This window comes from Labrenzia sp. THAF191a, assembly GCF_009363335.1.
Taxonomy (GTDB): Bacteria; Pseudomonadota; Alphaproteobacteria; order Rhizobiales; family Stappiaceae; genus Roseibium; species Roseibium algicola.
This window is the reverse complement of record NZ_CP045333.1, coordinates 5407310-5430385: the sequence shown is the minus strand read 5'-3', so window position 1 is coordinate 5430385 and position 23076 is coordinate 5407310. Positions and strand designations below refer to the sequence as shown.

19 protein-coding genes are annotated in these 23076 nt (G+C 60.2%); 14 read left to right on the top strand and 5 right to left on the bottom strand.

Annotated elements, in window-relative coordinates; genetic code table 11:
• Nucleotides 1–78: 78 nt before the first annotated feature.
• Nucleotides 79–1608 (bottom strand): ABC transporter substrate-binding protein, encoded by a 1530-nt coding sequence (locus FIV05_RS24950; RefSeq protein ID WP_152511367.1) that lies wholly within the window; start codon nt 1606–1608, stop codon nt 79–81.
• A 50-nt stretch (nt 1609–1658) separates the two neighbouring features.
• Complete coding sequence (locus FIV05_RS24945) at nt 1659–3218, bottom strand: NAD(P)/FAD-dependent oxidoreductase (RefSeq protein WP_152512070.1); 1560 nt, start codon at nt 3216–3218, stop codon at nt 1659–1661.
• Between the two features lie 120 nt (nt 3219–3338).
• Here FIV05_RS24945 and FIV05_RS24940 point away from each other — a divergent pair, with 120 nt between their 5' ends.
• From FIV05_RS24940 to FIV05_RS24920, 5 genes are read left to right on the top strand one after another with little or no spacing between them, the layout of a single operon-like run.
• Nucleotides 3339–4130, top strand: a complete 792-nt coding sequence (locus tag FIV05_RS24940; protein WP_152511366.1) for a cyclase family protein — start codon at nt 3339–3341, stop codon at nt 4128–4130.
• A gap of 11 nt (nt 4131–4141) precedes the next feature.
• Nucleotides 4142–5698, top strand: coding sequence for an NAD(P)/FAD-dependent oxidoreductase (locus tag FIV05_RS24935; RefSeq protein WP_152511365.1), 1557 nt, complete (start codon nt 4142–4144; stop codon nt 5696–5698).
• On the top strand, nt 5695–6189 hold the full coding sequence (locus FIV05_RS24930; protein ID WP_022997707.1) for a MarR family transcriptional regulator: 495 nt from the start codon (nt 5695–5697) through the stop codon (nt 6187–6189). The genes FIV05_RS24935 and FIV05_RS24930 overlap by 4 nt, the downstream gene beginning before the upstream one ends.
• Before the next feature lie 23 nt (nt 6190–6212).
• Nucleotides 6213–8363, top strand: coding sequence for an indolepyruvate ferredoxin oxidoreductase subunit alpha (locus FIV05_RS24925; RefSeq protein ID WP_152511364.1), 2151 nt, complete (start codon nt 6213–6215; stop codon nt 8361–8363).
• Nucleotides 8363–9913, top strand: a complete 1551-nt coding sequence (locus FIV05_RS24920) for an indolepyruvate oxidoreductase subunit beta family protein (RefSeq protein WP_173013935.1) — start codon at nt 8363–8365, stop codon at nt 9911–9913. The genes FIV05_RS24925 and FIV05_RS24920 overlap by 1 nt, the downstream gene beginning before the upstream one ends.
• Nucleotides 9914–10272: 359 nt before the next feature.
• Here FIV05_RS24920 and FIV05_RS24915 read toward each other — a convergent pair whose 3' ends face one another.
• Nucleotides 10273–11406, bottom strand: a complete 1134-nt coding sequence (locus FIV05_RS24915; RefSeq protein ID WP_152511363.1) for an aminotransferase class V-fold PLP-dependent enzyme — start codon at nt 11404–11406, stop codon at nt 10273–10275.
• 243 nt (nt 11407–11649) lie between these two features.
• On the opposite strand from FIV05_RS24915, the gene FIV05_RS24910 reads away from it, so the two are divergent.
• From FIV05_RS24910 to FIV05_RS24880, 7 genes are all read left to right on the top strand, one after another.
• Nucleotides 11650–12357, top strand: coding sequence for a GntR family transcriptional regulator (locus FIV05_RS24910; protein WP_209009780.1), 708 nt, complete (start codon nt 11650–11652; stop codon nt 12355–12357).
• Nucleotides 12358–12387: 30 nt separating this feature from the next.
• Nucleotides 12388–13476, top strand: coding sequence for a cupin domain-containing protein (locus FIV05_RS24905; protein WP_022997702.1), 1089 nt, complete (start codon nt 12388–12390; stop codon nt 13474–13476).
• A gap of 74 nt (nt 13477–13550) precedes the next feature.
• Entirely contained in the window at nt 13551–14753 is a 1203-nt protein-coding gene (locus tag FIV05_RS24900; RefSeq protein WP_152511361.1) for an ABC transporter substrate-binding protein, read from the top strand.
• A 17-nt stretch (nt 14754–14770) separates the two neighbouring features.
• Nucleotides 14771–15544 carry an ABC transporter ATP-binding protein gene (locus tag FIV05_RS24895; protein ID WP_022997700.1) on the top strand — a complete coding sequence of 258 codons (774 nt, stop codon included), beginning with the start codon at nt 14771–14773 and terminating at the stop codon, nt 15542–15544.
• Nucleotides 15541–16260, top strand: a complete 720-nt coding sequence (locus tag FIV05_RS24890) for an ABC transporter ATP-binding protein (RefSeq protein WP_022997699.1) — start codon at nt 15541–15543, stop codon at nt 16258–16260. The genes FIV05_RS24895 and FIV05_RS24890 overlap by 4 nt, the downstream gene beginning before the upstream one ends.
• Nucleotides 16257–17147: a branched-chain amino acid ABC transporter permease gene (locus tag FIV05_RS24885; protein ID WP_022997698.1), complete on the top strand. Its 891-nt coding sequence runs from the start codon at nt 16257–16259 to the stop codon at nt 17145–17147. Before FIV05_RS24890 ends, FIV05_RS24885 begins: the two co-directional genes overlap by 4 nt.
• Complete coding sequence (locus FIV05_RS24880; protein WP_022997697.1) at nt 17147–18097, top strand: branched-chain amino acid ABC transporter permease; 951 nt, start codon at nt 17147–17149, stop codon at nt 18095–18097. The genes FIV05_RS24885 and FIV05_RS24880 overlap by 1 nt, the downstream gene beginning before the upstream one ends.
• A 16-nt stretch (nt 18098–18113) precedes the next feature.
• Here the strand turns inward: FIV05_RS24880 and FIV05_RS24875 are convergent, their stop codons facing one another.
• On the bottom strand, nt 18114–18572 hold the full coding sequence (locus FIV05_RS24875; protein ID WP_055659083.1) for an Lrp/AsnC family transcriptional regulator: 459 nt from the start codon (nt 18570–18572) through the stop codon (nt 18114–18116).
• A gap of 113 nt (nt 18573–18685) precedes the next feature.
• On the opposite strand from FIV05_RS24875, the gene FIV05_RS24870 reads away from it, so the two are divergent.
• Nucleotides 18686–19888 (top strand): methionine gamma-lyase, encoded by a 1203-nt coding sequence (locus FIV05_RS24870; protein ID WP_152511360.1) that lies wholly within the window; start codon nt 18686–18688, stop codon nt 19886–19888.
• A 205-nt stretch (nt 19889–20093) separates the two neighbouring features.
• Here the strand turns inward: FIV05_RS24870 and FIV05_RS24865 are convergent, their stop codons facing one another.
• On the bottom strand, nt 20094–20558 hold the full coding sequence (locus FIV05_RS24865; protein ID WP_173014004.1) for an Lrp/AsnC family transcriptional regulator: 465 nt from the start codon (nt 20556–20558) through the stop codon (nt 20094–20096).
• A gap of 128 nt (nt 20559–20686) precedes the next feature.
• Between FIV05_RS24865 and FIV05_RS24860 the strand changes: the two genes are divergently transcribed.
• A complete protein-coding gene (locus FIV05_RS24860) occupies nt 20687–23044 on the top strand; it encodes a 1-deoxy-D-xylulose-5-phosphate synthase N-terminal domain-containing protein (RefSeq protein ID WP_152511359.1) in 2358 nt (785 codons plus the stop codon).
• The last annotated feature ends 32 nt before the right edge of the window (nt 23045–23076 follow it).

The window sequence follows — 23076 nt, the reverse complement described above, 5'->3', positions numbered from 1 at the left end:
GGAAAAAGTCGCCGCAACACCCCGGGAGCAAGCTTTGGAGGGTGCTGCGGCGAAGGCGGGTTCGAAAATTCCGGATTTTTAGGAACGCGTCATCAACGCAGGCAGCAGCGCGCCGGAAGCGTGCGGCGTGACCTTGACCTTGTCGCTGTGCAGGATCGGCTGCACATACTGCAGGAGCGGAATGACCAGGGCATTGTCTGCAATGTGGCGATCGACTTCCTTCCAGCCTTCGATACGCTTGTCCTCGTCAGCCTCGCCCCAAAGCGGCAGGATTTGCTGCATCAACTCTTCGCCATCCCAGACGGAGTGAGGCGAGGGACCGAACATGGCAAAGCCGGTCGAGGTGGTCGGGTCGCCAATGGCATTGCCCCAGTTGTAGAAGGCTGCCGGGGCCAGCGTATCGGCCGCGCGCAATTCGTAATGCTTGGCGATTTCGTAGACTTCGATTTCCGCCTCGATGCCGATCTTGCGCCACAAGCCGACGATGGCCTGAATGATCTCGTAATCCTTGGGCTTGAAGCCGCGGGTGGTCTGGATCTTGAACTTGACCGGATTGTCCGGACCGAAGCCGGAGGCCGCCAGCAGTTCCTTCGCCTTGTCCGGGTCGTAGGGAACGGTGATCGAAGCATCATAAGCGGAATAGTCAGGTGTCTGCAGCGTGTCGATGGGCACGCCGTATCCCGACAGGAGACGCTCGATGATGGTCTTCTTGTCGATGGAATAGGCCATCGCCTTGCGCACGTTTTCGTCCAGCATCGGATCGACATCGTTGATGAAGATCATGCCGATGTCGGAGATCGGGGCTGCGGTGCCGACGATGCCGTCGTTTTCCTTCAGCCGGTCGAATTCCTCGTAAGGCATTTCCAGCGTGACATGCGCATTGCCCGACATCACCTCGAAGGTTCGGCTGGACGCATCGGTGACGAACTTGATCGTGACCGTCTTGAACTCCGGTGCGCCGCCCCAGTAGTTCTCGTTGGCTTTCAGCCGGACGAAGGCGTTGCGCTCGAACTTGTCGACCATGTAAGGCCCGGTGCCGATCGGCTTGGCCTCGAAGCCGTCTGCGCCGACTTCCTCATAGTATTTCTTCGGCATCACATAGCCGGTCAGGAAGCTCATCCACTTGAAGATGGTGGGCTCGTATTCCTTGACGTCGGCAGTGATCTTGTTTCCGTCGATCTGGAAGTTGCCGACCTTGCCCCAGATGAACTGGATCGGATTGCCCGTGTCCGGATTGCCGGCACGTTCCAGCGACCAGACGATGTCTTCCGGTGTCAGCGGATCACCGTTGTGCCAGGTGACGCCTTCGCGCACATCCATCCAGATCTTCGACTTGTCGTCGTTCCAGCCCCAGGCGGTGATAATACCCGGCGCAAAGCTGAGGTCCGTGTTCTGATGAATGAACATGTCGAACACGGACTGGTAGATGCCCTGGATGGTCGGGTTGACCGCTGAAGGGCCGACTGTCGGGTCCCAGCTCGGCAGGTTGACGTTATAGGCGATCACCAGCTCTTCGATATCGCTGGCGAATGCTACCGGTGTTCCGACGGCTGTCAGCAATCCGCTGGCGGCCGCACTTTTAAGCAGTGTGCGTCTTGAAACTCTCATGGTTACTGTTCCCCATTTTACCTCTGGTGCCGGTGCGTTTGTTTTTGTCGCTATCCGGCAAGTTTTTGTGCAAGCAGATATCCGGGCCCTGCGCCGGTTCCCGCACCGGGCCAGACGGCCGCGCCGGTGTGGTAAAGGTTTCCAACCGGCGTCGTTCCGTCGGCAAAGCCGCGTACGGGCCTGAACATGAAATGCTGGGTCAGATGATGGCTTCCGCAAACCTGGTCTCCTCCGACCAGGTTGGGATTGTCCGCCTCCAGCAGGGCGGGCGATACGATATGGCGGCCGAGGATCTTGGCCCTCGTGCCGGGGGCATAACGTTCCAGAATGTCGAGTGCGCGTTCGGCGAACGGTTCCGCCGCTTCGGTCCAGTCGGTGGCCGTGATCTTGCCGGCGGCGTCGCCCTTGATGGTGCCGGGTGCCATGCGAACCTGAAGCCAGAGAACATGCTTGCCCTCCGGTGCCCGGCTCGGATCGACGACGGTTGGCTGACCGCAGACAATCACCGGTTCTTCCGGCAGAAGGCCGGCCTGGGCCTGTGCGTAGGTTCGTGCCATCTGATCGAGGTCCGGAGCCATGTGCACATAGGCGAATTTTTTCAGCTCTTCACCTGCGGTCCAGTCGGGCAGGGCATCCATGGCAAGATGGATCATCATCGTGCCCGGCGCATGTGCTGACTTCTTCAGGCCGAGGTCATACCGCGCGTTGCCGGTTTCGCCCGCAAGTTTCAGCAAGGCGGATGGGGCGACGTTGGCGATCACCGCCTTGCGGGCCATGATCTGCCGACCGTCCTTGAGCTCGATGCCGCGTGCCTGTCCATTCTCGACAATCACGCGCGTGACTTCTGCATTGCAGGTCACCGATCCGCCCGAAGCTTCGATCTGCGAAACCATGGCCTTGACGATCGTATCCGCACCGCCCTGACCCAGGACCATGCCGAAAGCCTGATTGACCATGCCTTCCAGGTAGGGGAACAGCGCGCCGCCTGAAATGTCGGGTGCAAAATCCAGATGCATCCCCCAGGCAGCAAGAAGGGCACGCACCTTCGGTGATGTGAAGGTTGTGTTCAGCCAGTCGCGCGGCGAGGATAGCAGAAAGCGGGCAAGGTCCAGCACGCCGTCCGAACCGCTTTTTCGCCACTCCTTGAACAATATATATGCAAATGCACGTTTTTTTGCCGGACTGCCCAGAAGCGCGAACAAGGTCTCTGCGCGTCCCGGAAATTCCGATGTCAGTGCCCGCCAGACATGTGCGTCTTCCGGGCAGATCTTTTCGATTCGCGAAGCTGTCGTTTCCAGATCGTTGCTGACGCCAAGCCAGGTGCCGTCCGGAAAAACGGAAGAGAAACAATTGGATGCTGGCGCGAAAGCCAGACCGTGGCTGCCCAGTTCCTCAGAGTATTGCTTGAAGAAGGCGGAACCTGCAAACAGGGAAAGGTTCATGGCCGCCCAGTCGTGGCGGTAGCCGGGAAGCGTGTACTCGCCGGATTTGACCGCACCGCCAGGTTCCCCCGCGCGCTCGAAGACACCGACTTTCCAGCCTTGAGCTGCAAGATGAACAGCGCAGGCAAGGCTGTTATGCCCGCTGCCGATAATGACGCCGTCCAACACCTCGGTCACGATCAATCCCCTCCGTCGTTCGCAGAAGATAATTGCAAATACAAATAAATCTGTCTAGCATTGAATTGTGATAACGAGCCGACAGGCCACAGAGGTACAGAGGGAACGATTATGTCTGCAGAGAGCGCGCTCAGCGGGCTTGGAGCTAAACTCCTGTCCGGAGAAGTGGAAGTGGTGGATTGCACGGGCGTTCTGGGTCCGAATACGCCGATCCTGCAACTTCCGCCTGATTTTGCAAAGAATACGCCGAAGGTCGAGATCCACAAGATCAGTGAATATGACGCCGACGGTCCTTTCTTCGCCTGGAACTGGATGGTTCTGGGGGAACACTCCGGTACGCATTTCGATGCGCCGCATCACTGGATTACCGGGAAGGACTACAGCGACGGCTTTACGGACACGCTGGATGTGCAGCGTCTGATTGCGCCGGTCAATGTGATCGACTGCTCCAAGGAAAGCACTGCAGATCCTGATTTTCTGCTGACTGCGGATTTGATCAAGGCCTGGGAAGCCGAGCACGGCGAGATCGGTTCAGGTGAGTGGGTCGTGATGCGCACCGACTGGGACAAACGCGCCGGCGATGAAGCCGCGTTCCTCAATGCCGACGAAGCGGGCCCGCACAGCCCCGGACCGACGCCGGATGCCATTGAATACCTGCTGTCGAAGAAGATCGTAGGCTGGGGCAGCCAGTGCATCGGCACTGATGCCGGTCAGGCCGGTGGCATGGAGCCGCCGTTCCCGGCGCATAACCTGTTGCACAGGGACAACTGCTTCGGTCTGGCATCGCTTGCCAATCTCGACAAGCTGCCAGCCAAGGGGGCGATCCTGATTGCCGCTCCGCTGAAAATCGAACGCGGCACTGGTAGCCCCATCCGGGCACTGGCTCTGGTTCCGAAAGCCTGAGGCGTCTCGAAATGGCCGCTCCGCACGTAATCGTCGGCTCCGGTATAAATGCCCTCGTCGCGGCAGCAATGCTGTCGCGCAGAGGGGAGCCGGTTCTGCTTCTGGAACGCTCAGACGTCCTAGGCGGCTGTATGCGGACAGAGGAAATCACGCTGCCCGGGTTCCGGCACGATGTGATGGCGGCCACCTTCGTTCTTTTCATAACCTCACCTGCCTATGCGGAGTTGGCGGAAGATCTTGGCCGGCATGGTCTTGAATTCTGCCACACGCCGCATCCGACCGCCGTTTTACGGCCGGGAGGGGAGGCGCTGAAGCTGACGATGGACCGCGCGGCCAACATTGCCGCCTTCGAAGCCCTCGCGGCAGGCGACGGCAAGCAGCATGCGGCCGACGTCGGCGGTATCGAAGCCGACGCGGAGTTTCTGTTTGCCTTGCTGGGGAGCCCGCTCTGGTCTGGCAAGATGGCGCGCCTGATGCTCGCCCAAGCCTGGAAACGTGGCCTTGGCGGATTGAAGGCGTGGCTCGGTGCCTGCCTGCAGCCGGCTCGCGGCTGGCTGGAAGGGAACTATCGGAGCGAAACCCTGCAGGCGCTTTGGGCACCCTGGGTCCTGCACACCGGTTTGACGCCGGAAAGTACCTATTCGGGTCAGATGGGCCGGGTGATTGCTTTTGCGCTGGAAGCTGCCGGCGCTCCGGTGGCCAAGGGTGGCTCCGGCTCCGTGCCGGAGGCGTTCCGAAAATTGATTGAGGCCAAGGGGGGCAAGATCCGCACCGGTGTCGATGTCGAACGTGTCCTGGTGAAGGACGGAAAGGCGATCGGCGTTGAATCGGCAAGCGGTGAAACCATCAAGGCGCAGTCGATAATTGCCTCCGTCACGCCAACGCAGCTCTATCAGCGGCTTTTGAAACAGGAAGCACTCCCGGAAGCCACGCAGAAATACCGCTACGGCCGCGGCAATTTCCAGCTTCACTATGCTCTGGACGGTGATCCGGACTGGATCGTTGAAGGGCTTGAGGATGTTGCGCTGATCCACCTTGCGGACGGCATCGACAGTGTTTCCAAGTCCGCCAACGAGGCTGAGCGGGGTCTTCTGCCTGAAGTTCCGACGATATGTGTTGGCCAGCCGCATCGTCTGGACCCCTCAAGGGCGCCGGAAGGGAAGGGAGTCCTGTGGCTTCAGATCCCTGACGCTCCGCGCAGGATCAAGGGCGACGCCGCAGGCAAAATCGAGACCGGTCCGGAATGGACCGAAGCAACCCGGGAGGCCTTTGCCGACCGGCTTGAAGAAATCCTGAAGCGGCATATCCGCAACTTCGATCAGATCAAGCTTGCACGGCGGGCTTATTCGCCAGCGGATCTGAACGACATCAATATCAATCTGGTCGGTGGTGATCCCTATGGCGGGGCCTGCAGCATCGATCAGTTTTTCATCTGGCGCCCCTTTGCTCATTCCGTTAATAGCGCCACCCAAATCCGGAACCTGCACATGATCGGCGCTTCGACCCATCCGGGGCCGGGGCTCGGTGGCGGGTCCGGCTACAATCTGGCGAAATGGATGGGTGCATGAGCAACGAGGATCGGACGGACGTCATCACGGAAGAAGCACGTGTGCAGCGGCTTGGCGAAATTGGGCTGGAGAATTTCCCGCCCTATCTGATGAACCGTATCATGGGCCGCTACAACGCGGCGCTGCGTGACGAAATGGCCAATCTGGGCCTGACGACGCCGAAGATGCGTACGCTTGCCGTCTTGTCCGTGATCGACGGCCTGCTGATCCGCGAACTTGCCATTTATGCGGTCGTCGAAGTGTCGACGCTCAGCCGGGCGCTGGACGCACTGGAACGGGACGGGCTTGTCCGGCGCGTTGCCGACAAGGACGACAGCCGTGCCGTCCGCATTCATCTGACGCCCAAGGGGCGCGACACGCATGAGCAGCTCTGGCCGCATCTGGCTGGTGCATACCGGCAGATGTTCAAGGGCATCAGCGACGCGGACCAGCGGGCCTTCGTCGCCACGCTGCAGGCAATTTTGAAGAACGTGCGCAAGCACCCGATATGAGTTGATCGCGTAAGGAGGAGCCGATGGCCGAAAGGTCGTTCAAGGCTGAGGTAGAGCATCTTCGCAAGGGAACAGGAGACACCTTCACGGGTGAAGGTATTCTGGCCATCACCAAGGCACTCCTGGAAAACGGTGTCGGCTATGTCGGCGGCTATCAGGGGGCGCCGATCTCCCATCTGATGGATGTGCTTGCCGATGCGGAGGATCTTCTGGGCGAACTCGGCATCCGTTTCGAGGCCAATGCCTCGGAAGCCGCTGCCGCCGCCATGCTGGCTGCCTCCGTGCATTATCCCATTCGTGGTGCCGTCACCTTCAAGGGTTCTGTCGGCGTCAATGTCGCTTCCGATGCACTCGCCAACCTGGCCTCGTCCGGCGTTAACGGCGGTGCGCTTGTCATCGTCGGCGAGGATTACGGCGAAGGCAGCTCCATCATGCAGGAGCGTTCCTACGCCTTTGCCATGAAATCTCAGTTCTGGCTGCTCGATCCGCGCCCGAACCTGGCATCCATCGTCAAATCCGTTGGCGACGGCTTTGCCCTGTCGGAAGCCAGCAATTCGCCGGTCATGCTGATGGTGCGCATCCGCTCCTGCCATGTCACTGGCCGGTTCGAAACCCGGGATAACGTTCCGCCGCCGCTGTCCGTGCGCGACGCGCTCTCCAGTCCGATGCGCGATTTCAAGCGCGTTGTCCTGCCGCCGATGTCCTATGCGCATGAGCATGACAAGATCGACAACCGCTGGCCTGCTGCTGAAAAGTTCATTCTGGAAAATCGTCTGAACGAGCATTTCGGCCCGAAAGAGGGCAAGGTCGGGATCGTCTGCCTCGGCGGCATCTACAACAGTGTCATCCGGGCACTGCAACGGTTAGGACTTGCCGATATCAGCGGGAACACATCCATCCCGCTTCATGTGCTCAACGTCACCTATCCTCTGGTTAAATCCGAACTGCTTGAATTCTGCGCCGGCAAAGAAGCCGTGCTGATGGTCGAGGAAGGCCAGCCGGAGTTTATCGAGCAGCAGCTCGGGGCGATGCTCTACAAGGAAGGCCGGACGACGAAGCTGGAAGGAAAGGGCATTTTCCCACGTGCGGGTGAATACACCGGCCAGATCATGCTCGACGGTCTGGACACCTTCGTTCGCCAGTACGCGCCCGAGCTTCTGCCGGGCAAGGTACTGGCGCCGAACGCGCCCAAGCCGGAACTGCCGGATCTTTCCAAGACCGTGCCGATCCGTCCGCCGGGCTTTTGTACCGGGTGTCCGGAACGCCCGATCTTTGCCTCGTTGAAGATGGTGGAACAGGAAGTCGGCCAGCATCAGATCACCGGTGACATCGGCTGCCATTTGTTTGCCTGCCTGCCGCCCTTCGAAATTGGCGGATCGACCATGGGCTACGGCCTCGGGCCGGCCTCGAACGCGGCCTTTGACGGCGGCGGCGAGAGGCGTGCAATTTCGATCATCGGCGATGGCGGCTTCTGGCATAACGGCCTCAGCACTTCCATCGGCAACATGGTGTTCAACAAGTCCGACAGCGTCGCGATCATCGTCGACAACTATTATTCGGCGGCAACCGGGGGACAGGACATTCCCTCCAGCCGGGCGAAGAACAAGACCAAGTCGACCAACAACCCGATAACCAAGGCGTTGCAAGGGGCGGGGGTCAAGTGGATCCGGCAGATCGACCGGACCTATGATGTCACCCGGATGCGCGAAACCATTCGCGAGGCACTGACGACCGAGTATGATGGTCCGAAGGTGATCGTCGCGTCCTCCGAATGCATGCTCAACCGCCAGCGCCGGGAAAAGCCCCAGCGCAACAAGGCGATTGCAGGCGGCGAGCGGGTCGAGGTGCCGCGGTTCGGCGTCGATCAGGACGTCTGCACTGGCGATCACGCCTGCATCCGTCTGTCCGGATGTCCGTCGCTTTCGCTGAAGAAACTGGATGACCCGCTGCGGGATGATCCTGTGGTACATATCGACCAGTCCTGCGTGGGCTGTGGCAACTGCGGTGAAGTCGCCGACGCGGCCATCCTGTGTCCGTCCTTCTATGAAGCGAAAGTGGTTCATAACCCGACAGGCTTTGAAGCCTGGTATGCGGGGCTTCGCACAAAGATCATCAACTGGCTGCAGACGCGGCGGGCCGGCTCCCGTCTGACCTTTACCGGGGAGGGCGCGTGATGTCGCTTGCATTGCCACTGGATGCCAGACCGGCAGATCCGGCGCTCGAAGGGATCATCAAACTCGCCATCCTGGCCGTTGGCGGTCAGGGCGGCGGCGTTCTGACCAACTGGATCGAAGGCCTGGCCAGGTCACAAGGCTATCATTGTCAGGCAACGAGTGTGGCCGGTGTCGCCCAGAGAACCGGTGCGACCATCTACTATATGGAGATGGCGCCGGGCGATGTCGCGGCCCCCGTCTTTTCGCTCGCACCATCTTCTGGTGATGTCGACATTATCATTGCCGCGGAAATGATGGAGGCCGGGCGTGCAATCATTCGCGGTTTCGTGACCCCCGATCGCACCACGTTGATTGCTTCGACTCACCGCATGCTTGCGGTTTCCGAAAAAACCGTGCCGGGCGACGGCATGGCGTCCTCGGAGGAGGTAAAAGCGGCAGCTGAACTGGCAGCACAGAAGCTTGTTCTTGCTGATATGGATACGGCTGCCCTGAAAGTTGGGTCCGTGATCTCTGCTTCCCTTTTTGGCGCACTGGCTGGCTCCGGCGCTTTGCCCTTCGAACGGGCGGCTTTTGAAGAGGCCATTCGCGCCGGCGGCAAGGGTGTTGAGGCAAGCCTCAGGGCATTCGCCGCAGGTTACGATCTGGCGAAAAACGGCGAAGAGCCGAAGGTTGAAGCCGCAAAACCCACCAGGCAGGAAATTGTCAGACCGGCCGGGCCGGACATGGCGCAGAAGGCCTGGGCATCTCTGGAGGCAAAGGTCGCGGCTCTGCCGGAGCCTGTTCGCGAGATGGCGCGGGCGGGACTGCAGAAAGTCGTCGATTTCCAGGATACCGACTATGGGGCGGAGTATCTCGGCAGGCTGGAAAGTCTCGTCAGCCGGGATAGCGCGGAGAAGGATTACGAACTCTCCCGCGAGGCTGCCAAGTATATCGCCAATGCAATGGCCTATGACGATGTCATTCGGGTTGCTGACCTGAAGACGCGGTCGCAGCGTTTCGACCGGATCGAAACGGAAATGCAGGTGAAGGACGGCAAGCTGATGCATCTGACCGACTATCTTCACCCGCGTGCGGAAGAAATCGTCGGCCTGCTGCCGGAAAAGATGGGCCGGAAGATGGAGAACGATCCGGTCTGGATGAGCCGCATCGACCGCTGGTTCAACCGCGGCCGCCGGATCCGCACCGATAGCCTGCGCGGATTTGCAATGCTCTATTTCCTCGGTGGTTTGCGCGGCTGGCGCCGCAAGACGCTGCGCCACCGGATGGAGCAGGATCATTTGGAAAGCTGGCTGAAGATGGTCTCCGGTTACCTGCCGGACCGCTATGCCATGGCCGTGGAAACCCTGCGCTGCCGCAGGCTTATCAAGGGCTATTCCGACACCCATGCAAGAGGCCTGTCGAAATTCGACAAGGTGCTGGCCGGGGCAAGGATGGTGGAAAACCGGAACGATGGTCCTGAATGGGTTGCCCGCCTGCGTGAAGCTGCGCTCAAGGACGAAAAGGGCACGGATCTCGATGGGGCGCTGAAGACGGTTGAGAGCTTCGTTTGAGGGAAGGGTGTCCCGGAACTCAATGACGGGACATACCCCTCGATTAACCCCCTGGCGAGCATAGCGAGACCCGGGGGTACCTATTTCCAGAGTATCCGGGCTTCAAGGCAAGTCTTCGCCTCGTTCCTGGCGAAGAGAGCAGGCGAGTGGGGTCCGGATTTGCGTAGGCGCGTGCCGAGTTTGCAGCCCATCCTTCGAGACAGCGCTCCGCGCTTCCTCAGGATGAGGTTGGAGCAAGTTTGCGATTCAGAGAGGCAACTTTCCGGGCTGCTACACCCACACCCTCATCCTGAGGAGGCCGTCAGGCCGTCTCGAAGGATGGGCCGCTTGTGCTGGCTCCGGCGAAACGGCCTCCCGGCTCATCCTGCCAGTGCCTTCCCCAGTTCCGCCACGACTTCGCGTGTGGCCTCTTCGCTCGTCTGGATGCCTGGAGACAGGCGCAGGGTTGCGACACGGGTATCTGCGGAAAAACCGGCATCACGCAGATGGGTCAGCACCTGCACGGCTTGTTCTGGCGAAGCAAGTCCGAACATGAGACTGCCGCCACGATCTTCTTCTGATCTCGGTGTGAGCAGCTTCAGGCCAAGGTCATCCGCGCCATCGATCAGGATGCCGCAAAGGTGCCGGTTGCTGCGCAGGATGGACTCCCTGTCGGCGTCGGCATGCCACTTGAGGGCGGGTACGGAGGCGGCCGCGGGCATGATCGACGGCGTGCCGTTGTCGAAGCGGCGGATGTCAGAAGCATATTCGAAGGCGTCGATATCCCAGTTGAACGGGTTGTCCTGACTGAACCAGCCGCACAGCTCCGGCCTGCAATCCCGGATCAGGTCCGGGTGGACATACAAGATACCTGCTCCTGGTGTACCACACATCCATTTGAGACTGGTCGAGACCACAAAATCCACGTTCGGTGCCTCAACCGAATAGGGCAGGAGACCTGCGGCCTGGGTGATGTCCACGCCGATGATGCTGCCCATCGAGCGGCCATGGTCAACAAGGGTTTCCAGATCCGAGCGTCTTGAGGTAGTGGAGCTGACCCAGGTGATCAGGCAGAGCGCGACATCGCGGTCCCATTCGGCGATCATGTCTTCGTCCGCAACGAAATTTGCGCCCTGACGGGCCCGCACGGTTACCAGCTCGAAGCCGAGCCGTTCCTGCAGACGGGTGAGAAGAAAGTGATTGGAAGGGAAACAGTCTGCGGCCACCAGCACCTTGCGGCCACGCAGCAAACCGTCCGGCAGCGAACGCATGACCATGTCGACGCCCTGGGTAACGTTCTCGCAGGTCGTGGCAGACCCGGCGGGTGCATCGATGATCGCGCGCCAGTAATCGATGAACTCCCCGCGCTTGCCGAGCAGATAGGGCCACTGCTGATCGTTCGGAGCGCTCCAGACGGCAGCCAGCTCGGCCATTGCGGCGCTCAATCCGGCTTCCTTGCCGGGATACTGGCCGATGGAATGATAGAGGAAGTAGCCGTCTTCCCTGGTCGTCATGCGGTCCCCCGAAATGTCGTTTCCTTCGGTCAACCGGGGTGCTGAAACAGATCCATTTCCGTCTCAAACACGCTATTGACCGTCACAGGAATATTCGTATACAGTTTTTGAGATAGTTCAAGCTTAAAGGACTTTTAAAATGCCTGAAAGTGGGTTGAATAGGCTGAGTTCCTGTTTTGGCTTGAACTGTTCTGTATACGAATTTGCCGTGGTGGCGCGGTTCGTGACGAGGGAGGCTTGCCGGTGACAGCAGGAAAATCAACTGCCTCCACTTCGGGCGTGCAAAGCACCAGCGGACAGATCCACGACCTGCTCATGGGGCGCATCCAGCGCGGGGAACTTGGTCAGGATATCCGCCTTGTCGACACCGCTGTGGCGGCCGAATTCGGCGTTTCCCGCATGCCGGCTCGTGATGCCCTGATGCGTCTTGCCCATGAAGGCTATCTGGAACCGACAACGCGGGGCTTTGTGCTGCCGCGTCTCGACCACCAGGAAATTCTGGAAATTTTCGATCTGCGCCGTCTTCTCGAGCCGCGGGCAGCCGCCATGGCAGCGCTCAGCCTGTCGGCAGACGAGTTGAAGGGACTGGACGACATCCTCAAGGATGCGGGTTCGGCCATGGCGGCGGGGGATACCGAGCATTTGCATCGGGCCTGCGAGATTTTCCGCAACAGCTGGATTGCCGCCGTGCCGAATGTTTCGTTGCGCAAGGCGCTGCAGCGCTACATGACGCAGGTGCAGGCCGTTCGCCTGATGACCTTTGCCCATCAGGCGAACCATCCGTTGATCGTTGCCGGTAACACCCAGCTTTATCAGGCTTTCTGCCGCCGGGACGCGGTTGCTGCAAGCGACCGGATCCTGCGGTTCGTTTTTGAAGGGGAGGCGGCCTACCTCGCAGCACATGAGGACTCCGGCAATCAGAACACAACATCCTCTGCACAGGCAGGCTGAAGCGGGGGTACAGGGAGCGATGGACAGGACATGACGGAAACCCGCGCGGAAGTCAGACTACCGACACAGGACCTTGCCAAGGACCTGCCGTTCTTCACCAAGAAGCTGAACATGCGGCTGGACATGATCTATCCGGCCGACAGCCCGGAAATTGCGGTGTTTTCCGGTCACGGCTTGCGCGTGCGGGTGGAAAAGGGTGCAAGTGAAGCACCGGGCACGCTGCGAATTCTGACGGAAAATCCGGATGAATTTGCAGATGGTGAGCGCCTGCTGGTCTCCCCGAGCGGGACACGTGTCGAGATCGACGAACTCAATCCACCGCTCGTAATGCCTGAAACCGAGCACGCCTTCGTGGTGCGCCGTCTGGCAGACCAGGCCCCATGGGTGATCGGCCGGGCGGGCATGTCCTATCGGGATCTTGTGCCTACACGGCTTGGCGGCGCCATGATCGCCTCGCATATCCGGGTTCCGGACGGGCCGGTTCCGGACATGGTTCACTTCCACAAGGTCGGGTTTCAGCTGATCTTTTGTGTCCACGGCTGGGTTGACGTTCTTTATGAAGATCAGGGCGGCATGCGCCGTCTGAGGGCTGGTGACTGTTTCATCCAGCCGCCGGAAATCCGTCACCGCGTGATGCATGCCGCCGAAGGGATCGAGGTGATCGAGATCGGCGTCCCTGCCGAGCACATTACCGAGATCGACCACGAGATGACCCTGCCGACGCCCCATGAGCGACCGGACCGGGAGTGGCAAGGACAGAAATTCGTGCACAGCCTGGCACAGGACGGCGTTTTTGAACCGTTCCGCATTCCGGGTTTTGAGGCACGCGACACCACCATCTGTGACAACACCCGAGGCGTGGCATCTGTTATGGTGGCTCGTCCGGTCGGGGAGGCCTCTCCTTGGACGCGTCATGACTGCGATATTCTATTCAACTTTGTGCTGGCAGGCGAAATGACCCTGGAGGGCGAAGGCAAAGATCCTTACCGCCTGTCTGCCGGAGACGCCTTCGTGATCCCGCCGAACATGGCGACGCGATACGCGGAAGCAACTGCCGACCTGGAACTGCTGGAAGTCAGCCTGCCGGGCCGGTTCGAAACGGAGGTCCTGCGCGACTGAAATGACAAAGCCTGTCGAGGAGGAAAGAACAGGCTGTGCAGGAGTTCAAGGTCAAGCCATGAGGGGATGACAGCATGAGAAAATTGACGACATTTGTGGCCGCAGCAGCGTTGCTGGGCACGGGCACCGCCGCACTGGCGGACGACACCAAGATCGGTATCCTGATGGACATCACGGGTCCGATCGCCAACTTCATTCCGCCGCTTCAAAATGCAGCCGATCTCGCGGTCAAGCAGGTGAACGAGCAGGGCGGTCTGCTGGGGGGCACGGCAGTTGCCGTCTACGGTGACACCACGGGTACCGCACAGGGCGCGGTCGACGCTGCCCAGAAACTGGTGAACGTTGAAAACGTGCCGATCATCATGGGTTCGCTCATGTCTGGCACCACCATTGCCGCTGCCGAAGCTGCAATCATTCCGGCGGGTGTGCCGCAGATCTCGCCAACCGCGACCTCTCCGGCCATGACCTTCCTGGAAGACAACGGCCTGGTGTTCCGCATTGTGCCTTCAGACAACTATCAGGGTGAGATCCTCGCCAAGATGGTGATGGACGAAGGCATCAAGAAAGTCGCGCTCACCTTCGTCAACAATGACTATGGCGTCGGTATCGGCGAAACATTCATCGACGCCTACACCGAAGCCGGCGGTGAAATCGTCGCCGAGGCGAAGCACGAAGAAAAGAAGGATTCCTACCGTTCGGAACTCGCAAGCCTGGCCAAGGGGGATGCCGAGGCGCTGGTTGTGATCGCCTATGCCGGCGACAGCGGCGGCAAGATCGTCCGTCAGGCCATTGAAGGTGGCCTCTTCACCAAATTCATCGGCACGGATGGTCTTCGTGACGAACTGCTGATCCAGAACGTTGGCGCAGATGCCCTGAAGACCTCGTTCTTCTCCTCACCGACGTCTCCGGCTGAAAACCCGGCCCAGCAGTCTCTTCATGATGCCTTCAACGCCGAATTTGGCGAAGGTGCCGACAAGGCTTTTGTCGACCAGACCTATGACGCAACCTTCCTCGCCCTGCTGGCCGTTGAAAAGGCCGGTTCGACTGACCGCGCAAAGATTGCCGAAGCCCTGAAGGAAGTCGCCATGGCTCCGGGCGAGAAAGTCGGCCCGGGTGAATGGGCAAAGGCGATTGCGCTGATCAAGGAAGGCAAGGACATCGACTATGACGGTGCCAGCGGCTCCGCGGAGTTCGATGAAAACGGCGATGTCGGTGGCTACATCGGCAAGTTCGTCGTGGACGGCGACGGCTACAAGCAAGTCGAAATCGTCGAATAAGCCGACAAGGCGACAGCGTGATTGAGCTGGACAAAATCTGCGTCGATTTTGGTGGTTTGCGGGCTATTGACCATGCAAGCTTCAAGATCGGCGCAGGCCGCATCACCGGCCTGATCGGGCCGAACGGTGCGGGAAAAACAACCGCCTTCAACGTCATTGCAGGTGCAATCCGGCCCAGTGCCGGCCGGGTGCTTCTGGACGGGAAGGACATAACTGCGCTCAAACCCCATCAACGGGCCAAGGCCGGCCTCGCACGCACCTTCCAGATACCTCACGAATTCGGGCATCTCTCGGTTCTCGAAAACCTGATGGCGTCTGCCTCGGCGCCGGAAGGCGAGAATGTCTTCAACGTGATCTTCCGCCGCGGCCACTACCAGGCCGAGGAGCAGGAAATCTATGAGACTGCGCGGGACACTGTCCGCCTGCTTGAACTGGACCATGTCATCGACGAGAAGGCAGGCAATCTTTCCGGTGGTCAGAAGAAGCTGGTCGAACTCGGCCGCGCCTTGATGCGCAACCCGAAGATCATCCTGCTGGACGAGATCGGTGCCGGCATCAACCGCACGCTTCTGTCCAAGCTGGCGGACAAGATCCTGATGCTGAACCGGGAACGGGGCCTGACCTTCTGTCTCATCGAGCATGACCTCGACTACGTTTCCAAGCTGTGCGACCACGTGCTGGTCATGGCGCAGGGCACGCTCCTGACAGAAGGTTCGGTCGAAGACGTGCGTAACGACGAACGTGTGATCGAAGCCTATTTCGGCGGCGGAAAATACGAGGCGCAGCTATGACCGAGCGACTTTCCGTCACAAACGTCAGCGCCGGCTATGGCGGTCCGCCCATCATCGAAGAGGTCTCGTTGACTGTTGAACCTGGCGAGATCGCGGTCATTCTCGGGCCGAACGGCGCCGGCAAGTCGACCTTGCTCAAAACCATCTTCGCACTGACCACCGTCTCCGCCGGGTCGATCAAACTTGGCGCAAAGGAATTGGCGGGCTGCAAGACGTCCGCTCTTGTTCCGCTCGGTGTTTCGGCAGTGCCTCAGACGAAAAACGTCTTTGCGACCATGTCCGTAGACGAAAACCTTGATGTCGGAACCTATGCAGCTCCACCAAAGGATAAAGCGGCGACGCGCGAACGTGTGCTCTCCCTGTTTCCCGACCTGCGGGACAAGTTAAAACAGCCTGCTGGCGAGCTTTCGGGTGGGCAGCGGCAGATGGTTGCCATGGGCCGCGCGTTGATGAGCGACCCGAAGCTGGTGCTGCTGGACGAGCCGACAGCGGGTCTGTCGCCTGCCTATCTGGAGCGGATCTTCGACCTGCTTCTCGACATCCGAAAAACCGGGATCACGATATTGATGGTGGAACAGAATGCCCGCCAGGCTCTGCAGATTGCCGATCACGGCCATATCCTGGTGAACGGGCGAAACTATGCCAGCGGAACCGGCAAGGAGTTGCTGGCGGATGAAGACGTGCGGCGCCTCTTCCTCGGGGGAGCGGCGGCATGATCGAGTTCGTGAATTTCTATCTGTTCCCGGCGCTGGCCATTGGCAGCATTTACGCGCTTGGCGCCGTCGGGATTTCCATGATCTTCGGCATCCTGCGCTTTGCCCATTTTGCGCACGGCGATCTGATGACCCTGGGCACTTACGGTGTGCTGGCCATGGCTGCCATCGTCCCGGTCAATCCGCTTCTGCTGATCCCCTTCGGCATGGCACTCACGATCGTCTCGGCGCTTCTGGTCGACCGCTATTTCTACAAGCCACTGCGCGAGCTGCCGACCATTTACACGGTGATCTCGTCCTTCGGCATTGCGCTGGTCTTCCGCTCGATCGTTCAATTGGTCTGGGGTTCTCAAAACCAGGTGTTTTCGACAGGCGTTAAACCGCCGCTGGTCCTGTTCGATACCTTTCGGGTGTCGGTGCTGCATCTGCAGGCGGTGATCTCGACAGCGATCATTGCCGTGCTTCTGCACTACTTCCTGACCGTCACAAGAACCGGCCGGTCCATGCGGGCAGTCGCCGACGATCCGGAACTGGCCGAAGTTTCCGGTCTGGATACCGCCAAGGTCATTCGCTGGACGTGGATTATCGGCGCGGCTCTGGCGGCGATCGCCGGAACCTTTGCCGCCTTGAACACCAGTGCTCACCCCAATCTGGGCTGGAACCTGCTGATGCCTATGTTTGCCGCCGCCATTCTGGGTGGGATCGGCAAGCCGATGGGCGCCATGGCAGGTGGTTTCATCATCGGCCTGGCCGAGGAACTGTCCTCCTACCACTGGATCGGTGACGATGCGCTCATCTCTCCGTCCTACAAGACGGCGGTCGCTTTCGTCCTGATGATCGGCCTGCTCATCTTCCGGCCCCAGGGCCTCTTCAAGGGGAGGTTGCTCTGATGGAACTCACCGGTCTCTTTTTCTATGCGGTCAGTCTTCTGATCCTGGGCGGTATCTACGCAATCCTGTGCCTTGCCCTGAATGTACAATGGGGCATGGGCGGCCTCTTCAACGCCGGCATCGCCGGGTTCTACGGTGTTGGGGCCTATACCTCGGCGATCCTGACAACCGCGGCCTCGTCCAAGCATCTCGGGGGCTTTGGCCTGCCTGTGCCGATTGGATTGATCGGGGCTGCGATACTCGCCGGGCTTGCCGGCTGGGCGGTGGCCAAGATCTGCGTGCGTCTCAAGAGCGACTATCTGGCGATGGCCTCCATCGGGATCGCCGAGATCCTGCGGCTCGTCATCGTCAACGAAAGCTGGCTCACAAACGGCAGTCTGGGCCTGTCCCGCATTCCAAGGCCTTTGGCGGACCTCACCACCGGGCGCATGGGGGACATCGTGTTTCTCGGCTTTGTCTGGTTCGTGGTGTTGCTGGTCTATCTGGCTGCCTCGCGCCTGCACGACAGCCCGTGGGGCCGCAGCCTGCGTGCGATCCGCGACAACGAGGCTTCGGCGGCGGCCGTCGGCAAGAACGTCGAGAAATTCAGGATCCAGACCTTCGTCATCGGTTGCGCCATCATGGGGATCGCCGGTGGCCTGTCAGCGCATTATTTCCGCTTCCTGTCGCCCACGGCCACCGATCCGCTGCTGGTGACCTTCCTTGTGTGGGTGATGCTGATGGCCGGTGGCTCCGGCAACAACAGGGGGGCCATCCTCGGCGCCTTGACCATCTGGACGCTTTGGTCCGTGACGGAAATCTTCACCAACCGCCTGCCGCCGGAATGGGCGACCCGCAGTTCGTTCATCCGCATGCTGCTGGTGGGTCTGCTTCTGCAGGTGGTGCTGCAGCGTTTCCGGTCCGGACTGTTGCCGGAGAAATCGCCGCCAGTGAAATTCCGGCAGGAATAGCAACAGTGCTGTCAGGTCAGGCGAGCGGTGGAAACACCGCCGTCTTCTTGACGGTACCATAAACGAAACTGGTATCGATCGACGCAATGCCGCCGATCGGATGAATGCGGTTGCGGATGAAGGTCTCATAGGCTTCAAGATCCGACACCACCACGCGCAGCTGATAATCCATCGCGCCGGTCAGCACGTGGCATTCCAGAACCTCCTCGATGGTCTGCATCCGGCTTTCGAACCGGCGCACATCTTCCTCGTTGTGGCGCTCCAGCCGGATGCGGACGAAGACGGTGATCGGCAGACCGTAGGCGGCAGCATCCACATCCACCGAAAACCCCTTGATTGCCCCGGAGGCTTCCAGGTTCCGGAGCCGGCGCAAGCAGGGCGAGGGCGACAGGTTGACCGCTTCCGCCAGGTCCTGGTTGGTCATGCGGCCATCCCGCTGCAGCGCGCGGATGATCTGTCGGTCTTTCTTGTCCATTTGAAGCTCGATTGGCAGATTATGCTAATCTAAAGGCTATCACTGACAGATTTTGAAATCTATCACCCTCATGATTGGATCATATTGCTCAGGCTGAAATCAGGGAGACAGCCATGAGTGCCTACAAGGGTTTTGCCAGCCGTGCGATCCACCTCGCTTACAATCCGCTTGAAAACGAGGGGTCTCTGACACCGCCGCTGCATCTGACCTCCACCTTCGTGTTCGAGACGGCGGAAGCCGGCGGCGAGATGTTCGCGGGCGAGCGGGCAGGGCATATCTACAGCCGCATTTCCAATCCGACGCTGGATCTTCTGGAACGCCGCATTGCGGATCTGGAAGGAGCGGAAGCCGGTCTCGCGCTTTCTTCCGGCATGGGCGCGATCACCGCGACCCTTTGGACGCTCGTGGCACCGGGGGACGAGATCATCGTCGACGAAACCCTTTACGGCTGCACCTTTGCCTATATGCGCCATGGCCTGACCAAGTTCGGCATCAAGATCACCCATGTGGACCTGACCGATCCTGAAAACCTGCGCAGCGTCATTTCCGACAAGACCCGGGTTGTCTATTTCGAGACCCCGGCCAACCCGAACATGCGCCTTGTCGACATCAGCCACGTTTCGGAAATCGCACATGAGGCCGGCGCGACGGTAATCGTCGACAACACCTATGCAACGCCTTATCTCACCCGCCCGATCGAACTTGGCGCCGACCTCGTTCTGCATTCGGCCACCAAGTATCTGGGTGGTCATGGTGACGTCGTGGCCGGTCTGGTTGCCGGACGGGCCGACCAGATCCAGGAGATCCGTCTCGTCGGCATGAAGGACATGACCGGCGCGGTGATGGCCCCGTTCAGTGCCATGCTGATCCTGCGCGGTTTGAAGACGCTTGCCCTGCGCATGGACAGGCACTGTGCGTCCGCGCAGAAGGTCGCCGAATGGCTGGAAGGCCATCCGGCGGTCTCAAAGGTCCATTTCCCGGGACTTGAGAGCTTCGAGCAGCACGAACTGGCAAACAGGCAGATGAGCCAGCCGGGCGGCATGATTGCCTTTGAACTGAAGGGTGGTCTGGAAGCCGGTATTTCCATGATGAATGGCCTGAAGATGATCCAGCGGGCCGTGTCCCTGGGCGATGCCGAGACGCTGATCCAGCACCCTGCGTCCATGACCCATTCCACCTACACCCCGGAAGAGCGCGCCGCCCACGGCATCAGCGACGGCCTCGTGCGCCTGTCCGTGGGCCTGGAAGACTTAGATGACATCCTGGAAGACATGGCGCAGGCCATGCCGCAGGTGCCTGTTGCGGCGGCGGCCTGAGCTCAGTCAACGCCCAGGTCTTTCCACGGATCTCCAGAGCTTCTCCTCCTCTCAACCTCATCCTGAGGAAGCGCGAAGCGCTGTCTCGAAGGATGGGCGGCATACTCAGAGCAAGCGGCCCATCCTTCGAGACGCGCGCGAACGCGCTCCTCAGGATGATGGAGCGGTGGAAATGAGAGTCGGGGAACGTGGCGGACAGCCCAAATCAGGGCGTCCGTGCGACACCGGATTTCACGCGCCGCAGCGGAATGGAGCTTTCGATGTTGGCGACACCGGGCACCTTGGTCAGCTTTCCGGTCAGGAAGGTTTCGAAGGCGGCGAGCCCGGTGGTTGCCACGCGCAGGAGATAGTCCCGGTTGCCGGTCATCAGCCAGCAGTCGACGACTTCCGGAAACGCCTGAATGGCGGCTTCGAACTGGTCCAGGGTGACGTCGATCTGCTTGTCGAGCTGAACGGACACGAAGACCGAAACCTCGTAGCCGAGCTTCACCTCGTCGATCAGCGCGCAATATCCTGTCACGATGCCGCGGTCTTCCAGGTGCCTCAGGCGGCGGGCTGCCGGTGTCGCACTCAGGCCGATGCGTTCGGAAAGATCCTGAATTGAAATTCTGCCGTTCTGGCGCAGCTCCCGCAGGATCTGGATATCAAATGTGTCGAGCGTGTCGGAAATCGCCAAGGAAGGCCTCAATCTTGGTGAAACTCTCCAAGACTTAGCCGAAAAGATTAGGAAATAGCAAGAAACCAGTTCTTGCCCGAAGCTAGAGTAACGGCAAGTACGCACTTAACGGGAACGCCTCCATGAGCACCGAACACCTGAAGACCATCGAACAGCGCCTGTTGTGGCTGTCGCACTGGATGATCCATCACGCCAACCACGTGCGTCCGAAGGTGGATGGCATCAAGATCGGCGGGCATCAGGCAAGTTCGGCTTCCATGGTTTCGATCATGACAGCGCTCTACTTCTCTGTTCTCCGGCCGGAAGACCGGGTGGCGGTCAAGCCGCATGCCTCGCCGATCTTCCATGCGATCCAGTACCTGATGGGTAATCAGACGCGCGAAAAGATGGAAAACTTCCGCGGTTACGGCGGCGTTCAGTCCTATCCTTCGCGTACCAAGGACATCGATGATGTCGATTTCTCCACCGGTTCGGTTGGGCTCGGTGTCGCGATTACCTCCTTCGCGTCGCTGGTACAGGACTATATCGCGGCCAAGAGCTGGTCGGGCGACAAGCCGCTCGGCCGCATGATCGCTCTGGTCGGCGATGCTGAACTCGACGAAGGCAATGTGTATGAAGCCCTTCAGGAGGGCTGGAAGAACGATCTCAGGAACTGCTGGTGGATCATCGATTATAACCGCCAGTCGCTCGACGGTATCGTTCGTGAGGGGCTCTTTGATCGGGTCGAGAAAATCTTCGATGCCTTCGGCTGGCAGGTGGTCCGGGTCAAATACGGGGTCTTGCAGCGCGCCGCCTTTGCCGAACCCGGCGGCGACAAGCTGCGCCAGTGGATCGACGATTGCTCTAACCAGGATTATTCCGCGCTCACCTTCATGGGGGGAGCCGTCTGGCGCAAACGCCTGATGGACGACCTGGGCGACCAGGGCGATGTCACCGCGCTGATCGACCGCCGTTCGGATGATGAACTGGCGGATCTCATGGAAAATCTCGGCGGCAATTGCACCGAGACCATGGCGGAAGCCTTTGCCGCCATCGATCACGACAAGCCGACCTGCTTCCTTGCCTATACCATCAAGGGGTGGGGCACGCCGATTGCCGGCCACAAGGACAATCACGGCGGCCTGATGAACAAGACCCAGATGGCCGAATGGCAGAAACACATGGGCGTTGCGGAAGGCGAGGAATGGGAACCTTTCGCGACAGTACCGGACGTTGGAGCGCTGAAGGCATTTCTGGATCAGGTGCCGTTCTTTGCCAAAGGCACCCGCCGGTTCTCTGACGACAAGATCGCCGTACCTGCCATCGAGCTTGCCTCCGACCGGGATATTTCCACCCAGATGGCCTTCGGCAAGGTGCTGGACGATCTCTCCAAGGGCGACAGCAAACTGGCCGAGCGTATCGTTACGACCTCACCGGATGTCACCGGCACCACCAACCTTGGTCCCTGGGTCAACCGGCGCAAGCTTTTCGCCCGCAAGGCCATGGCGGATGCCTTTATCGAGCACAGGATTCCCTCGACTGCGAAGTGGGAGTTCACGCCGGAAGGCCAGCATATCGAACTCGGCATCGCCGAGATGAACCTGTTCCTGCTGCTGGGGGCTGCCGGTCTTTCTCATTCGCTTTTTGGCGAAAGGTTGATCCCCATCGGCACAGTCTATGATCCCTTTGTTTGCCGGGGGCTCGATGCGCTCAACTATGCCTGTTATCAGGATGCCCGCTTCATGATTGTCGGCACGCCATCCGGTGTGACCCTGTCGCCGGAAGGCGGTGCGCATCAGTCCATCGGCACACCGCTGATCGGCATGAGCCAGGATGGACTGGCCGCATTCGAACCCGCCTTTGCCGACGAACTGGCCGTGATCATGGAATGGGCCTTCGATTACCTGCAGCGCGACGGCGAGGGCGATCCGGACGAACGCACCTGGCTGCGCGACGAGACCGGTGGCTCCGTCTATCTGCGCCTGTCGACCAACCCGATCGAACAGCCGGTCAAACGGGCCGACGATGCCTTCCGCCAGGGCGCCATTGACGGTGCCTACTGGCTTCGCAAACCCGGCCCCAACTGCGAAGTTGTGATCGCCTATCAGGGCGTCATTGCGCCTGAAGCCATCAAGGCGGCGGGCGAACTCGCCGGTAACCGGCGGGATGTCGGTGTTCTAGCTGTCACGTCCGCCGACCGCCTCAACGCGGGCTGGACGGCGGCGCAAAGAGCAAGGTCTCGTGGCAATGCGGCTGCCAGGTCCCATATCGAGCAACTGCTGGGCGATCTGCCCGGCCATTGCAAACTGATCACCGTGATCGACGGCCACCCGGCAACGCTCGCCTGGCTTGGCGGCGTCGCCGGTCAACAGACCATCCCGCTCGGTGTCGAACATTTCGGCCAGACCGGTACGATTGGCGATCTCTACCGCCATTTCGGTATCGATGCCGCGTCGATCATCGAGAAGGTGAATGGATTGACGCCGGGGCGGCGAGTCTAAGGGCGACTGAAGCTAAAGGCAGGGGTTGGATA